The sequence below is a fragment of the Actinosynnema sp. NPDC091369 genome (genome assembly GCF_044757065.1).
GTDB lineage: Bacteria > Actinomycetota > Actinomycetes > Mycobacteriales > Pseudonocardiaceae > Actinosynnema.
In genome coordinates, this window is sequence record NZ_JBIVUG010000019.1 from 48,192 (window position 1) to 62,853 (window position 14,662).

The following is a 14,662-nucleotide window of genomic DNA, read 5'->3' on the forward strand; positions in this document are numbered from 1 at the left end:
GCCGCTTGCACGGCATCTGACTGCTCGTATACTACTCCAGGGGTCAATGGAATAATGTTTTACGAGTACTGCGAAACGGCCTCACCACATCGGCGGATATGAGCCGGCGTCGACTCGCGCGCGAATTTCGCCTCAGAGCAGGAAATCGCGGAGGTATCGCACATGACCCCCAGTCCGCACCTCGACGTCCTCACCCCGATCATCGCGGACACGATCGCGCCCAATGCCGCCGACGTCGACTCGACCGGCACATTTCCGCGTGCCGGTGTGAAAGCCCTCGGCGAGTCCGGGTTGCTCGGGCTGATCAGCGCCACCGAGGTCGGCGGACAAGGCGGAGGGTTGCGCGCGGCCGCCGAGGTGGTCGAGCACCTCGCCCGCGCGTGCGGCTCCACCGCGATGATCGTCTGCATGCACTACGCGGCCACGGCGGTCATCGAGGCGTTCGGCCCGCGTGAGACGCGCGAGGCCATCGCCCGGGGTCAGCACCTGAGCACCCTCGCGTTCTCCGAGACCGGGTCGCGCAGCCACTTCTGGGCTCCCCTGTCCACCGCCACCGAGACCTCCGACGACCGCGTGCTGCTCAACGCCCGCAAGAGCTGGGTGACCTCGGCCGGCGAGGCGGACTCCTACGTCTGGTCGAGCAAGCCGCTGGCCGCCGACGGGCCCAGCACGCTGTGGCTGGTCCCCTCGACGGCCGCGGGCCTGGACTCCAGCGGGACGTTCGACGGGTTCGGCCTGCGCGGCAACGCGTCGCGGCCCGTGTCCGCCGCGGACGTCGCGGTCGACCGCGCGGCCCTGCTCGGCGAGGACGGCAAGGGCGACGGGATCATGCTGAGCGTCGTCCTCGCGCACTTCCAGGTCATGAGCGCGGCCGTCTCGCTGGGGCTGATGGAGTCCGCGATCGGGAAGTCGGTCGAGCACGTCACGACCGCGCGGCTGGAGCACCTCGGCAGCCGCCTGGCCGACCTGCCGGTCACCCGGGCCAACATCGCGAAGATGCGGTTGCTCGCCGACCAGGCGCGCACCCTGCTCCGCGACACGGTGGACGCGATCGAGACCGGGCGGGAGGACGCGACGCTGCGGGTGCTGGAGGTCAAGGCGGCGGCGTCGGAAGCCGCGATCGCCGTCACCGACCTGGCCATGCGCGTGTGCGGCGGTGCGGCGTTCCGCAAGGAGGGCGGGCTGGAGCGCTACGTCCGCGACGCCCGTGCCGCGACCGTCATGGCGCCCACCACGGACGCCATCCACGACTTCCTCGGCCGCGCACTGTGCGGCATGCCCCTGTTCGACTAGGACGCCGAGCGCCGCCGTCCCGTGTCGCGCGGGTGGGTCTCGTACATGCGCGCCGCGACGACCACGCCGGACGCGGCGGTGATAGCGGCGACCACCCAGACGGCGGCGCGCACGCCCGCGAGGTCGGCGACCACGCCCGACAGGAGCGCCCCGACGGCGAACCCGCCGTCACGCCAGAGCCGGTACACCCCGACCGCGCGGGCCCGCCAGGACGGGTGCGCGACGTCCCCGATGGCGGCCAGCAACGTCGGGTAGACCATCGCCGTGCCCGCGCCGAGCAGCACGGCCGCGACCGCCCAGGCGGCGAACGTGCCGGCGACCGCCGTCAGGGCCAGCGCCGCCGCCTGGGTGAGCATCCCGGCGGTGATCAGCCCCTTGCGGCCCCACCGGTCCGACAGCGGACCGGTGAGGAGTTGTCCGACCGCCCACACCGCCGGGTAGAGGGCGGTCAGCACGCCGATCCGGGCGACCGACAGGCCGGCGGTGGCGAACAGGATCGGGAACAGGCCCCAGGCCAGGCCGTCGTTGAGGTTGTTGACCAGGCCGGCCTGGCTGGTGGCCGACAGCGCCGGCTCGCGCAGGCTGGTGTGGGCGAAGACCTGCCGGTCGGTGAGCCCGGCGTGCAGGTGGTCGTGGCGGCCGTCGGCGCGGGCCGTGTGCCGGGACGCCTCCAGCCGGGCGTGGTCGCGGGTCTCCCGCACCAGGACCAGCGACAGGCCCAGCCCCAGCGCCGCGTAGGAGAGCCCGAGCAGGAACGGGGCGGGCCGCAGCCCGTAGCGGGCGGCGAGGTAGCCGGTGGCTGCGGCCGTGGCGGCGACCGCCAGGTAGCCGGCGGCCTCGTTCAACCCCATCGCGAGGCCGCGCCGCGACGGGCCCGCCAGGTCGATCTTCATGATCACGGTGGTGGACCAGGTCAAACCCTGGTTGATGCCGAGCAGGACGTTGGCGGCCACGACCCAGCCCCACGAGGGCGCCCAGATCAGCAGCAGCGGCACCGGGATCGCGAACAGCCACCCGGTCAGCAGCACCGGTTTGCGGCCGTACCGGTCGGAGAACGTGCCCGCGACGTAGTTGGTCGCGGCCTTGGTCAGCCCGAACGCCAGCACGTAGGTCAGCAGGAACGTGTAGCCGGTGAGGTGGAAGGTCTGCTCCGCCAGCGGCGAGAGCACCGTGCGCTCCTGCCCGAGCACGCCGCCGACCAGCGCGTTGACCGCGACGAGCAGGGTGAACTGGGCGAGGTTCGCGCGGATGCCGAGGCGGAGGTCCGCCGGGCTCATGCGGCCGGTTCCGGCGCGGGCGCGGTGACGGCCGGCCGGTCTCCCGGACCCGGCCGGTCGTCGACGGGCGGAACCACCTCGGCCGCGTCCACGGCGTCCTCCTCGCGTCCGGCAGTGGGGCGAGCGCCACTGCTCGGCCAAGTTCTACCGTATTCCAAAGAGGAGTGGACAACCGGGTGATCGCGAGCGTGGCGGGTGGCCGCGGCCGGGCCACCCGCCGTCCTACATGAAGTTGCGCGTGTGCAGAGCGGACAGGTCGGCGGCTTCGTCACCGGGGAAGCCGAGGTGCACCAGGCGCCGCTGTCGTCCGTCGTCCATTTCGGATTGCAGCTTCATCACGGCGTCGTACCCCTTGCCGATGGCCTGGGGCGTCCACTCGCCCGCCGCCAGGATCACCAGCGAGTCGAACACGTCCTGGTTCAACCCGGAGGTGTCGACGAGCGCGCTGTACCGGCGTTCGACGGCCGCCCGCAGGCGCGGGCGCAGCGACGGGTCCAGTTCGGCCTGGTACTGGAGGTGGGCGACGCCGAACGCGACGTGCCGCGCCTCGTCCCGCCGGGCCAGGCGGGTGACCTGCCGCGTGACCGGGTCCGGGGCGTTCTTGTCCAGGAACTCCAGCAGGTTCAGGAAGCTGCCCTCGCCGAGCACCGACAGCAGGAACGACGCCATGGAGAAGTCGGCCTCGCCGAGCAGGGTGGCCAGCGACTCGCGGCCGCTGACCGACGAGGTGCCCATCTCGCCGCCGCGCAGCAGCGCCCGGCGGGTGAACACCTCCATGTGGCGCGCCTCGTCGGCCGCCTGCACGGCGAGCAGTTGCAGCACCTCGCGGAAGTGCGGGTGGACGCGGGCGAGCAGCTGGGCAGGGATGACCAGCGCCGCCTGCTCGTTCTCGATGAGGTAGGTCATCACCTGCACCACCGCGGCCTCGATCTCGGGCGCCAGGGTGAAGTCGGCGTCCCACCCGACCTCGGTGTCCGGGTTCCACTGCACCGATGCCGCGTGGCGGTAGAGGGACGGCGCGATCTCGGCCCACACCAGGTCGCGGTGGGTGATGTCGAAGGGCGTGCGCGGTCCCCCGCTCTCGATGAGCGCGCCGCGCGCGGCCAGCCCCCAGTCCGAGGGCGGGTGCTCCACGATGCCGTCCGGGCCGGGGCCGCCCGCCCGGCGCGCCCCCGCCCAGCGGTCGAGGTCCGCCTGACCGCGCACGACCCACGCCCGGACGCCGAAATCGGTGTCCAGGGCGTGCCGGACGCGGTGCCCGTGCTGGCGGCACCACGCCTCCAGGTGCACGACCAGCGCCGGGTCGCCGCCCGTGACGCCGAGCTCCTGACCCGGCCGGAGGTCTTTCAGCCCCTGCTGCACCAGCAGGTGCGCGCCGCGCTCGAAGCCGAGGTGCCCGAGGTCGACGATGCCGGGTGGGGTCGTCATGGCCGGTACTCCTCCGCCGTGACGCGCCCTTGGGCGTCGTAGAAGCCCTCCTCGTCCACGGCGGTCTCCAGCAGCGAGTAGCCGGTGGCGCGGCCCTCCTGCCACATCTTCAGGCCCTCCAGGTCGAGCAGGGGGCGGACCTCGGGGTCGGCGTAGGACATCGACAGCAGCAGCTCGCCGAACCTGTCGACGAGGTCCGCCGGCGCGGTGTCGACCACGCTCATGTTGCAGTGGTCGTAGGCCGGGGTCTGCGCGAGCACCCGCGTGCGGCCGGGCGGCAGCGTGCCCTCCCGGCCGAACTGGAGGTGGTTGACGTCGATGATGGCCGCCGCGTCGACCTCGCCCGCGAGCAGCGCCCGTGCCGCGTCCCGCTCGCCGCCGATGTGGTCGCCGTGCAGGCCGACGCCGACGTCGAACCGCTCGACGGTCACGTCCTCGCCCGGTGTCAGGCCGGCCTCGCGCAGGAACGACCGCGGCACGAGGGTGGCCTGCGGCGAGTCCACCGCGCCCAGCGCCACCGTGCGGCCCTTGAGGTCGGCCACCTTCTCGAACGCCGAATCCGCCCGCACCAGGATGACCGAGTGCAGGTCGCGGTCGGTGTCCCTCATGACGAGCGGGCGGACCTCGCGGCCGGACGAACGGGCCAGCCGTTGCGCCCGTAACCACGCCAGGGGCGAATTCCACGCGGCGTGGAGCTTTCCGGAAACCAGGTCCTCGACCTGGCGTTCGTAGTGCGAGTAGAGCACGAAGTCGAACGGGAGCCCTCGCGCCGTCAGCCAGGAGCGGAACCCGCCCCAGATGGTCACGACTTTCGGGTCGTACGCGACCGCGCCCATCAACAGAGTCATCGCGGCGATCTCCTCCGTCGGGGCAAAGGCGACGGGATGCCGCTCGATTGCCCGGCAAACACTGTTCCAGCAATAAATGGATCATTGGCAGAATATCCACGGGCCCTCACCGTGTCCAGGGTCGGCAATTGCCGCGAATGCCGTCCGGCCGCCAATCGGGTCACCCGGCACACTTCAGAGTCACTTAGCCACTTGGGGCAACCTCGATCGGATCACCCGGTGGCCGACCAGCGCGGGACTCCAGCACTACCACGCGACCACCCCTGGTACTTGTCCGAACACTCCGGCTAGGCCGTACGCGTGAAAGCGCACTCCACGAACTTGTGACACGTCGTCGCACGCTGCTACAACTTACAGGCTGCTTACGTTTCATATATCTACTTGACGACGCTCGTCGTCCGTCCTCGCGCCTCCACGGCCCCCGCGCGACCCCGTCGACCACCCCAGCCGCCTACCTCCGGAGCGGAAGATGAGATCCCGACCGAGCAGATCGCGCCCCGCCACGACGGTGGCGTTGGCCGCCGTGCTGGCCGTGGGCCTGCCACTGGCGCCCGCCGCCGCCGACACGCCACCGAACGCGCAGGCCCTCCAACCGCCGAACGTCGTCCTCCAGTGGAGCAACGCCGGGATGTCGGCCATCAGCAAGTCCACCATGGGTCCGCCGATGGTGGCCCGCGCCTACGCCGTGCTGCACACGTGCGTCTACGACGCGTGGGCCGCCTACGACTCGCGCGCCGCCGGGACGATGTTCGGCAACGGGCTGCGCCGCCCGGCGGCCGAGCGGACGGCGGCGAACAAGGCCGAGGCGATCAGCTACGCCGCCTACACCGCCGCGCTGGACCTGTGGCCGGAGTACAAGGCCGACTTCGACGCGCTGATGGCCGCCCTGGGCTACCGGCTCACCTCGACCACGATCCCGGCCTGGATCGGCAGGCGCGCGTGCGACGCGGTGCTGGACTACCGGCACCGCGACGGCTCCAACCAGCTGGGCGACATCGCGCCGGGCCCCTACTCGGACTACACGGGCTACGCGCCGGTGAACCTGCCGATGGACATCGCCCAACCCCTCGCGGTGAACACCCTCAAGGACCCCAGCCGCTGGCAGCCGCTCAGCTACGTGGTCGGCGACCAGGTGGTCACCCAGGCCGGGGTCGGAGCGCAGTGGCGCCACGTGACACCGTTCGCGATGAGCTCGTGGAACCAGTTCACCGCCGGGCTGGCGCAGCCGGCGCGCCACGGCACGGTCCGCTTCGAGCAGCAGGCGCAGCAGCTCATCGACTACGGCGCGAACCTCAACGACCGGCGCAAGGTGATCTCCGAGTACTGGGCCGACGACTTCCCCGGCACGCCCCGGCCGCCCGGCCGGTGGCTGGTCGTGGGGCAGTACGTCTCGACGCGCGACGCGCACACCGTCGACGACGACGCCAAGATGCTGTTCGCCGTCGCCAACGCCATCTTCGACGCCAGCATCGCGTGCTGGGGCGTCAAGTACGAGTACGACTCGGTCCGGCCGATCACCGCGATCCGGTACCTGAACCGGAACAAGCAGATCCCCTCGTGGTCGCGCGCGGGCACCGGGCCCCAGCTGATCAACGGCGACACGTGGCTGCCCTACCAGCCGGACTTCCTGATGACGCCCTCGTTCGGCGACTTCGTCTCCGGGCACAGCACGTTCGGCGCCGCGGCCGCCGAGGTGCTGAAGAGCTTCACCGGCAGCGACGCCTACGGCGAGACGCTGATCTACCCGGCCGGGTCGTCGAAGGTCGAACCCGGCCGGACGCCGGCGCACGACATCACGCTCAGCTGGTCGACGTTCACCGAGGCCGAGGCGGAGAACGGCCTCTCCCGGCTCTACGGCGGCATCCACTTCCAGGACGCCAACCAGAACGGCCGCGTCCTGGGCCGCCAGGTCGGCGCCAACGCGTGGGCCAAGGCGGCGCGGTTCTTCGACGGCGTCCCGTCGCCCTGACCCGCACGACCCGGCGCCGACGGGCGGCGCCGGGTCACCGGATGGCCCGGCGGGCCGCCGCGCCGACGAAGTCCACCACCAGGGTGAGCAGCACGATCGTCGCCACGATGGTGGCGGCCCGCGCGAAGTGGAAGCTGTTGAGCTGGTGGTGCAGCAGCACGCCCAGGCCGCCCGCGCCGACGACGCCGACCACCACGGTCTCGCGGACGGTCACCTCCCACCGGTACAGGCTGTAGGCGGCGAACCTGGGCGCCGCGGCGGGCAGCACCCCGTACCAGACGAGCTGCCCGCGTGGCGCTCCCAGCGCGCTCAACGCCCGCAACGGCCGCCCGTCGAGGTTGTCGACCGCCTCGGCCATGAGCCGGCCCAGCACACCGGCGGTGTAGATCCCGAGCGCGACCGCGCCCGGCACGACGCCGGGGTGGAACGCGAACAACGCGAGCAGCGCCCACACCGGCGGCGGCACCGCCCGCAGCACGATCATCGCCAGCCGGGCGGCGACGAGCGCGGGCAGGCGTCGGGCGCGGGCCGCCGCGCCGCGGTCGAGCTGGGGCAGCGCCGCCGCGGGCACGGCCAGCACGGCGGCGACCGCGAAGGCGATCACCATCGCCAGCACGGACATGGCCAGCGTGACGCCGGACAGCCGCAGCAGCTCCGCCACCCCGCCGTCCACCGGCTCCGGGGGCCACACCTGCGCGGCCAGCATCGAGACCTGGCGCAGCGACCGGTCGCTCCACAGCACGGACGGGTCCAGGCGCACCCACCACGCCGAGGCCACCGCGAGGGCCGCGGCGAGCAGGATCGAGCCCACCACCACGGCGTCCCGGTTCCGGACCGACCCGTGCCGCCGGCCGGCCGATCCGGACAGCCTCGACCGCACCAGCGAACTCCACCCGTCGGCGAGCGCGCTGAGCAGGATCAACGCGTAGAGCAGCGTCCACATCTCGCGGTAGACCAGCGCGTGGAAGCTGTCCAGCAACTCCGTGCCCAGGCCGCCGGTGCCGACGAGGCCGAGGATCGTGGCGCTGCGGATCGCGCACTCCAGCCGGTAGAACGCGTACGACACCAGGTCGCCGAACGCCGGCGGCAGCAGGCCGTAGAGCACGGCCGAGGACTTGCGCGCGCCGGCGGCCAGCAGCGCGTCGTGCGCGGCCCGGTCGGTCTCGTCGAGCAGCTCGGAGAACACCTTGGCGGTCACCGCGCCGAACGGGATGCCGATCGCCAGCACGGCCACCACGGGGCTGCGGCCCAGCACGATCAGCAGGCCCAGCCCCCAGATGACCTCGTGGACGCCGCGCGGCACCACCAGCGCGACGCGGGCCAGGCCCCACGCCACCACGTCGCGCGTGCGCCGGGCCGGCGCGTCGGCCCGCCACCAGACCTGGGACGTCAGCACGCCGCCGACCAGGCCGATCACCAGGCTGACCGCAGTGCCCAGCACCGCGTACGCCACCGTGGTCAGGGTCGACGCGCCGACCAGCGCCAGGAACGCGCCGTCCGCGCGGGGGTGGACCGCCGCGGCGAAGAACTCGACCAGCTGCCGCAGGCCGTCCGCCCGGACGACGGGGTCGCCGTCCAGCGCCACGGGCAGCGCCGACGCCACGACGGCCGCCGCGCACGCCACCAGCCACCACCGCCGGCGCCTCCCGGACCCGGCGGGACGGGGCGACCGGTTTGGGACGGCGGACGGCGGCAGGCAGCCGACGCGTTCCTCCACGGCCGCCCCGGCGGTCAGCGTCACGACCCGCCGCCCGGGTCGGTCCGGAACAGCCGGGCGACGTCGGCGTCGCGCACGTCGGCCGGTTTCGCGTCGACCACGACCCGGCCCGACCGCAGCCCCACGACGCGGTCGAACCGGCCCAGCGCCAGGTCGAGGTCGTGCAGGCTCGCCACCAGCGTCGTCCCGGTCTCGGCGGCGATCGCGAACAGCAGGTCCACCACCTCCCGCCCGCGCGCCGGGTCCAGGCTCGCGATCGGCTCGTCGGCGAGGATCACCTCCGGCTCCTGCGCGAGCACCCGGGCGATCGCCACCCGCTGCTGCTCGCCGCCCGAGAGGTCGCCGGTGCGCTCGCGGAGCTTGTCGCCGATGCCGACGCGGCGCAGGGCGGCCTCGGCGCCGGCGACCTCGAAGGGGCGGACCAGGGACAGCGCCGCCTTCCAGAACGGCCACGTGCCGAGCTTGCCCGCGTTGACGTTGTGCACCGCGCGCAGCTGCGCGACGAGGTCGAAGTGCTGGTGCACGGTGCCGATCCGCCGCCGCGCGGCGCGGACCTTCCGGGTGGACGCGGCGCGGTAGTCGCACCCGAGGGCGCGCACCCGTCCGCGCGTCGCGGCCACCGTGCCGTTGAGCAGCCTGATCAGGCTGGTCTTGCCCGCACCGCTCGGGCCGATGAGCGCCACCCGCTCGCCCGCCCCGATCTCCAGGTCGATGTCGGACAACACGTCCGCCCCGCCGAGGCGGACCGAAGCTGCGCGCAACTCGAAGACGCGGTCGCCTGCCACGGGGGTCAGCGCAGCAATCCGAGCTGACCGGCGACGGCCTCGATCTCCGCGTAGTCCCCGACCGCCGCGGCGACGAAACCGCCCGCCGCGAACAGGTCGAGCACCTGCTTCTCCCGGTCGTCGCTGCCGTCGCAGCCGAGCAGCGCGTCGCGGACCCGGTCGGTGAACCCCTGGCCGCGGTGGTCGTCGAGGTCGGGCCGGGCCAGCCAGTGGTAGTCGTGGTAGGTGGGGGTGCGGAAGACCTCGCGCACCTCGGCGGTGTCGACCTTGCCCTCGGCGACCCGCTTGTCCCAGACCGAGGCGCTGAGCACGCCCACGTGGTAGGCGCCCGACTCGACCAGCTTCAGCGTGGCGTCGTGCGACCCGGAGAACCCCGGCTCGCCGGCGAAGTCGGCCACCGAGACCCCGGCCCGGGTGAGGAAGTGCTGCGGCATGAGCCGGCCGGAGGTCGAGGTGTCGCTGCCGAAGGTGAACGAGTGCCCCTTCAGCGCGGCCAGGCCCGCGACCTCGGTGAACGGCTCGATGCCCGCCGCCGCGTCGGCCACGAACACGCTGCGGAACCGGGCGTCGACGTCCCGCTGGGCGATCGGCACCGCGCCGGGCACCCTGGTCCGGGCCTGCACGCCGGTCAGTCCACCGAAGAACACCAGGTCCAGGTCGCCGCGCTCGAACTGGGCCACGGCCGCGGCGTAGTCGCGCACGGGCACGTACTCCACCGGCACGCCCAGCCGGTCGCGGAGGTAGTCCGAGACCACCCCGTACATCCGCTGGAGCTGCTGCGGGTCCTGGTCCGGGATCGCGCCGATGCGCAACCCGTCCGGCTGGGCGCCGGCTCCCGCGCCGCACGCCGCCGTGAGGACCAGGACCACGGATAACAGGATCGCTCGCACAACACGCCGCATGGCGTTCCTCCCCCATCGGGACCGCCGGATGCCGCTTCCACCGCGCGGGCCGGTCGGCACTCGCGTCTCCGACGGCCCCGCCGCGCGCCGTGCCCGTGCGCCACGCTTCGCCGGCCGGATACACTCAGCAGATAACTTCATAGTAGTGTATCGACTATGGCGTCAACAGGGTCGACGAGCGTTCCGGACAGCCCTCGTCCCTGCCCGAAAAGCCCTGGACAAACGCACGTTCACAGAGGCTGAGCCAGTATTGCCCGGCACGCTGGTCCTGACGGAGCAGGGCGGGCGGCCAGTGGCCACGACGCGATGCTACTATCAGTCTCAACAGCTACCTTCGACGGAAGGCGCGGCACCATGAACGTCCGGCGGGACTACAACCAGTTCTGTGGCCTGGCGGGCGGCCTGAACGTGATCGGCGAGCGCTGGACGCTGTTGATCATCCGCGAGCTCCTCATCGCGCCGACGCGGTTCAACAGCCTCCTGGAGAACCTGCCGGGCATCGGGCCGAACCTGCTCGCCGACCGGCTCAAGATGCTGACCGAGCACGAGGTGATCAGGCAGCTGCCCGTGGAGGGCGACTCGCGCGGCAAGATGTACCAGCTCACCGAGCTGGGCGAGGAGCTGCGCGGCCCGGTGCTCGCGCTGGCCAAGTGGGGCATGGGCTTCCTGCGGGAGAGCGACGCCAAGAAGGCGGTGCGCGACGAGTGGGGCTTCCTGGCGCTGCAGGCGATGGTCGACCACGACCGCATCCCGGACGTGGACGAGACCTACGAGTTCCGGGTCGGTGAGCACAGCTTCGCCATCGAGGTGCGCGGCGGCGCGGTGACCTTCTCGCCCGGTTCGGTGCCGGTGCCGGACCTGACGATCACCTGCGCGGCCGACACGTTCGTCCGCATCGGCGCCCGGATGCTGACCCCGTTCGACGCGATCGTGACCGGTGACATCAAGGTCGACGGCGACCCGGAGGTCATCCACCGGTGCACCCGCATGCTGGGCCTGTCCTAGTCCCCGACCCCGGCGTCAGGCCGACCCGCCCGCTTCGAGCAGACCGGCCATGACGAACGGCGCGGCCTCCAGCTGGAAGTCCATCTCGGGGTGGTGCTGCTTGACCACGCCGTCCAGCGCCAGCAGGCTCAGCAGCGGGAACGTGAACTCCGGGTCGGCGTGCACGCCGTAGCGGCGCTGGAGGTCGAACAGCGCCGCGGCGAACCGGGGCAGGCTGAAGTCCCGCACGGCCCGCCCGCAGTTGCGCCGCACGAGGTCGGCGACGTCGCGGCGGAACCCGGCCAGGTCCGCCGCACCGGACACCGCCCGCGCCGTGGACAGCAGGGTGTCGGCGCACCCGGCGCCGTCGCCGTCGATCATGCCCGCGAAGAACGCGGTGAACTTCGTGCGGGCGAAGTCGCCGAGCTGGTAGACGAAGCCGAAGTCGACCACGACCACGTCGCCGCCCGGCCGGAAGTAGGCGTTGCCCTGGTGCAGGTCGACGTGGACGAACCCGTGCAGGAACATCGACTCGTACATGGCTCGCACCAGCGTCTCCACGGCCGCCGCCAACTCCGGGCCGGCGTCGGGGCTGCGGTCCAGGCCGTCGAGGAAGTCCATGGCCAGCACGCCGTCGCCGCACATGCCGTCCACCACCCCCGGGACGGTGACGGCGTCGAGGTCGGCGGTCAGCTCGCCGAACCGGCGCAGGTTGCGCCGCTCCCGGTCGAAGTCGAGCTGGTCGAGCACGCAGCCGCACAGCTGGTCGGCGATGTCACCGAGCGGCACGCCGCGGAACACCGGCACGAGCGCCAGCGCCCGCGCCAGGCCCCGGATGATCCGGGTGTCCGCGGTGATCTGCCGGACCGCCTCGGGCTTGCGCACCTTCAGCGCCACCACGCGGTCCGGCAGCACCACCCGGTAGACACACGCGATGGAACCGCTCGCCACCGGTCCGGCGAGCACGGCCCGGCGCACCGCGTCGGCGTGGCCCACGCCCGCGCGCTCCACCACCCGGACCGCGTCGGCGGCGGGCATCGGCCGCACGTCGTCCTGGAGGCGTCCCAGCGCGTGCGCCAGGGTCGGGCCGACGAGGTCCCGCCGCGTGCTCAGGAACTGACCGCCCTTGAGGAACGCGCCGCCGAGGCGTTCCACCACCGAGGCGACCCGCTCGGCGGCGTGCTCGCGCCACCGCCCGCGGTGCCGGACCCGCGCGAACGCCACCGAACCGCCCAGCGCGACCAGCGCCAGCACCACCTGGACCGCCCTGCGGGTGATCACGACCGTCGTCACGCCCTCATCCCCCCACCAGGCTCGCGACCGCGTCGCGCAGCGTCGCCGAATCCGCCGCCAGCAGCTCCGGCGGCACCGGCCGGGGCTCGGTCGTCCGCTCGAACGACGTCCAGTGCCCGGTGCGCGGGCGGGAGACCCGGATGCGCACGGGCAGGTGGTCCCACTCGGCGCCACCGAGCTCCAGCGCCTCCCACCGGCGCGTCTCCTCGCCGTCGAGCACGGTGCTGCGCGCGACCGGGATGCCGTGTTCGTCGCTGACGGTCTCCACCACCTCGTAGCCGTGCGCCGCCTTGGACACGCGGGTCGTGCAGCCCGGCAGGTCGTGCCACCGGCTCCACGGCGACACGCGGTCGTCCACGTCGCCGGCCGGCGGGTGCGACCACGCCATCAGGTCGACGTACCCGACGTCGGTCAGCGGCAGGCACTCGTACACGTGCGCGGCCGTGATCACCTTGGGCGCGCGCATCGTGGTCAGGAACGTGGTCACCTCGGCCGCCTCCGCGCCGAGGACCTCCTCGATGGTCACCCGGGTGCCCGCGAGGGCCGCGGGGCCGAGCACCAGCAGCACCGTCACGGCCCGTGCCGCCCCGGTGTCGCCCGCGCTCGTGGACCGGGCGAACAGGTAGGTCATCGGTCGGTGCCCGAGCGAGGCTTCCACCAGGAACGCGTAGGAGTCGAGCGGGCCCGCACCGAGGTTGGTCCGGGCCCACCCGACCGTGGAGTCACCCATCCGCGGGTTCCTAGACCGAGGTCACCGCGTAGGCTTCGACGGGGTCCTTGGCCGTCTCGATCGGGATGTGGTGCAGCAGGGCCCCGATCTCCAGGTCGGCCGCGATCAGCGTGCCGACCTGACGGCTGCCGTCGTACAGCGCGTAACCGTGCGACGTGCGGGACACGTCGCCGATCGGGGGCACCATGTTCACCCGCGACTCGACGGCCACCGGCGCGTCGCCGGTGTCGACGATCGCGCCCAGGTTCTCGATCTCGAACCGCGGGAACAGCAGCGTCACGCAGTTCTTCAGCGGCGTGACCTTGCCGCCGCCCGGCTGGGCCGGCGCGACCGTGGCGCCTTCCCGCTTCCACGGCGTGTTGGTCACGCGGACCTGGCCGAAGACCTCGCTGTCCCCGACCACCTGCAGCGACAGGAACTGCGCGCCGATGGTGGCCGTGGTCCAGGTGAGCTCGTCGGCGCCCTCCGCGCCGATGCGCGGCTCGTGCCGGCGGTAGACGCCGACGCCGTGCAGGTCGACCAGGTCCTCGCCGAGGCCGTCGATGCTGACGTGGATGCGCTCACGGACCGTGAACACCTCCAGCGCCGCCGGGCTGAGGGTGTACGGGCGGATGGTGTAGAGGTTGCCCGGACCGCCCCACGCGAGGTCGTGGCCCTTGACGACCTCGGCGTTGGACAGCGCGGAACCGTCCGCGCCGCTCACCGCTCCGACCGATTTCAGGATCTCCATGACGCTGACGGGGATGCCGTTGTTGTCCATGCCACTCCTGTTCACGAGATGTCGTCCGCACGCCGAGCGGCGCACGGCTTCCGCGCCGTCACGAGGTCAGGACGAGTGAAGCCATGAACCTGTCGAGGGCGTCGATGACGTACGCGAAGTCGATGACCCGCTCCGGCGTGACCGTCGCGCTCGCCGTCCGGTCACCCAGCTCGACCGCCAGCACGTCGACCAGGCGTTCCAGGTTGTTGTGCGAGATCGTCACGGGGAAGTGCTTGAGCTGCTCGGCGTACGCGGGGTCGGCGTGCGGCGGGCCGGGCTCGATGCCGTGGTCGGGACCGTAGGCGTCGCGCCACGCCGCCTGCACCGCCAGCTCGTACTCGGTGAACGGGCCCTGGAAGTAGGGCAGCCACCGGCTGCGCAGCTCGTTCGCCGACATCCGGCCCTCGACGAACGCCTTCGCCGCCGGCGTGATCTGCGCGCGGTACGCGTCGAGCAACGCGGCGGTGTCGAGCTTGACGGCTCCGGTGGACGCCTCTGCTGTCGCGGTCATCGATCCTCCTTGGGGTGACTCTCGTACCGAGTACATCACTATGCTTTTTCTAAGTCAATGCTCGGGCAGCATTCCACCGACACAGGAAAGACTTGCTGCACAAGGAAGTTTGACGAACGATCGCGCTGCGAACAGCGATCACTTCAAGATGACTCGGCGAGGAAT

Annotated in this window: 13 protein-coding genes; 3 read left to right on the plus strand and 10 right to left on the minus strand. The window is 72.4% G+C overall.

Features of this window, described 5'->3' with window-relative positions; translation table 11 throughout:
• Window positions 1-162 precede the first annotated feature (162 nt).
• On the plus strand, window positions 163-1,293 hold the full coding sequence (locus ACIQMJ_RS38240) for an acyl-CoA dehydrogenase family protein (protein ID WP_499765906.1): 1,131 nt from the start codon (window positions 163-165) through the stop codon (window positions 1,291-1,293).
• Here ACIQMJ_RS38240 and ACIQMJ_RS38245 read toward each other — a convergent pair.
• The 3 genes from ACIQMJ_RS38245 to ACIQMJ_RS38255 all read right to left on the minus strand — a co-directional run bounded on the left by ACIQMJ_RS38245 (window position 1,290) and on the right by ACIQMJ_RS38255 (window position 4,846).
• Window positions 1,290-2,570 (minus strand): MFS transporter, encoded by a 1,281-nt coding sequence (locus ACIQMJ_RS38245; RefSeq protein ID WP_499765907.1) that lies wholly within the window; start codon window positions 2,568-2,570, stop codon window positions 1,290-1,292. The two genes, ACIQMJ_RS38240 and ACIQMJ_RS38245, sit on opposite strands and share 4 nt — an antisense overlap.
• Window positions 2,571-2,792: 222 nt before the next feature.
• Window positions 2,793-3,998 (minus strand): ferritin-like domain-containing protein, encoded by a 1,206-nt coding sequence (locus tag ACIQMJ_RS38250; protein ID WP_499765908.1) that lies wholly within the window; start codon window positions 3,996-3,998, stop codon window positions 2,793-2,795.
• Window positions 3,995-4,846 (minus strand): phosphate/phosphite/phosphonate ABC transporter substrate-binding protein, encoded by an 852-nt coding sequence (locus ACIQMJ_RS38255; protein WP_499765909.1) that lies wholly within the window; start codon window positions 4,844-4,846, stop codon window positions 3,995-3,997. The genes ACIQMJ_RS38250 and ACIQMJ_RS38255 overlap by 4 nt, the downstream gene beginning before the upstream one ends.
• Before the next feature lie 469 nt (window positions 4,847-5,315).
• Between ACIQMJ_RS38255 and ACIQMJ_RS38260 the strand changes: the two genes are divergently transcribed.
• A complete protein-coding gene (locus ACIQMJ_RS38260; protein ID WP_499765910.1) occupies window positions 5,316-6,815 on the plus strand; it encodes a vanadium-dependent haloperoxidase in 1,500 nt (499 codons plus the stop codon).
• 34 nt (window positions 6,816-6,849) lie between these two features.
• Here ACIQMJ_RS38260 and ACIQMJ_RS38265 read toward each other — a convergent pair whose 3' ends face one another.
• The 3 genes from ACIQMJ_RS38265 to ACIQMJ_RS38275 are packed head-to-tail and all read right to left on the minus strand — an operon-like array spanning window position 6,850 to window position 10,360.
• Window positions 6,850-8,556 (minus strand): PhnE/PtxC family ABC transporter permease, encoded by a 1,707-nt coding sequence (locus ACIQMJ_RS38265; RefSeq protein WP_499765911.1) that lies wholly within the window; start codon window positions 8,554-8,556, stop codon window positions 6,850-6,852.
• Window positions 8,553-9,317, minus strand: a complete 765-nt coding sequence (locus ACIQMJ_RS38270; RefSeq protein ID WP_499765912.1) for a phosphonate ABC transporter ATP-binding protein — start codon at window positions 9,315-9,317, stop codon at window positions 8,553-8,555. Before ACIQMJ_RS38270 ends, ACIQMJ_RS38265 begins: the two co-directional genes overlap by 4 nt.
• A gap of 5 nt (window positions 9,318-9,322) precedes the next feature.
• Entirely contained in the window at window positions 9,323-10,360 is a 1,038-nt protein-coding gene (locus ACIQMJ_RS38275) for a putative selenate ABC transporter substrate-binding protein (RefSeq protein WP_499765913.1), read from the minus strand.
• 213 nt (window positions 10,361-10,573) lie between these two features.
• Here ACIQMJ_RS38275 and ACIQMJ_RS38280 point away from each other — a divergent pair, with 213 nt between their 5' ends.
• Window positions 10,574-11,224: a winged helix-turn-helix transcriptional regulator gene (locus tag ACIQMJ_RS38280; RefSeq protein WP_499765914.1), complete on the plus strand. Its 651-nt coding sequence runs from the start codon at window positions 10,574-10,576 to the stop codon at window positions 11,222-11,224.
• A 15-nt stretch (window positions 11,225-11,239) separates the two neighbouring features.
• Here the strand turns inward: ACIQMJ_RS38280 and ACIQMJ_RS38285 are convergent, their stop codons facing one another.
• The 4 genes from ACIQMJ_RS38285 to ACIQMJ_RS38300 are packed head-to-tail and all read right to left on the minus strand — an operon-like array spanning window position 11,240 to window position 14,497.
• A complete protein-coding gene (locus ACIQMJ_RS38285; protein ID WP_499765915.1) occupies window positions 11,240-12,496 on the minus strand; it encodes an ABC1 kinase family protein in 1,257 nt (418 codons plus the stop codon).
• Between the two features lie 4 nt (window positions 12,497-12,500).
• The gene (locus ACIQMJ_RS38290) at window positions 12,501-13,226 is read right to left on the minus strand and encodes a hypothetical protein (RefSeq protein ID WP_499765916.1); all 726 of its coding nucleotides are present in this window, start codon (window positions 13,224-13,226) and stop codon (window positions 12,501-12,503) included.
• A gap of 10 nt (window positions 13,227-13,236) precedes the next feature.
• Window positions 13,237-13,986, minus strand: a complete 750-nt coding sequence (locus ACIQMJ_RS38295) for a DUF6073 family protein (protein ID WP_499765917.1) — start codon at window positions 13,984-13,986, stop codon at window positions 13,237-13,239.
• Window positions 13,987-14,044: 58 nt separating this feature from the next.
• Window positions 14,045-14,497 (minus strand): hypothetical protein, encoded by a 453-nt coding sequence (locus tag ACIQMJ_RS38300; RefSeq protein ID WP_499765918.1) that lies wholly within the window; start codon window positions 14,495-14,497, stop codon window positions 14,045-14,047.
• Between the last annotated feature and the right edge of the window lie 165 nt (window positions 14,498-14,662).